Raw genomic sequence first — 417 nt, forward strand, 5'->3', positions numbered from 1 at the left:
AACCGCAAGGCAAAGCACATCGCCGCGGCGCTGGGATCTGTGCCGGCATGACCTGGCTCATCACGCTGGTCGCCGGGTTGGTGGGCGTGCCGCGCCCGCTGACCGTCATCATCGCGTGGTTCGCAATCGCGGTCGCCGTCTCCGGTACGGTTTTGGGCGGCTACGAGCTCATCAAGCATTGGGGCGCCGACGAGGTCCGCGCCAAGATCGAGAAAGGAAATCAGGATGCGATCCACAAGGGCATCGACGCTCGCATGTCTCTTGACGAGTGCATTGACGCTGGCGGCGTGTACGACTTCGGACATCAGCGGTGTGGCGCCGCTACGCTCAGCCCTCGGTAACAGTCTTGCGGGCGCGCAGGGCAAGAACATCGCCGATCAGAACAAGATCGACCGCACCATGGCGCCGGGCTGCGCC

General features: G+C 64.5%; 1 protein-coding gene. It reads left to right on the forward strand.

The window, feature by feature from the left end:
- Positions 1-341 (forward strand): hypothetical protein (locus ACWTU8_RS33000; protein ID WP_455851400.1); only part of this gene is annotated, 341 nt, incomplete at its 5' end.
- Positions 342-417 lie beyond the last annotated feature (76 nt).

The organism is Mesorhizobium sp. BHbdii (genome assembly GCF_053848045.1).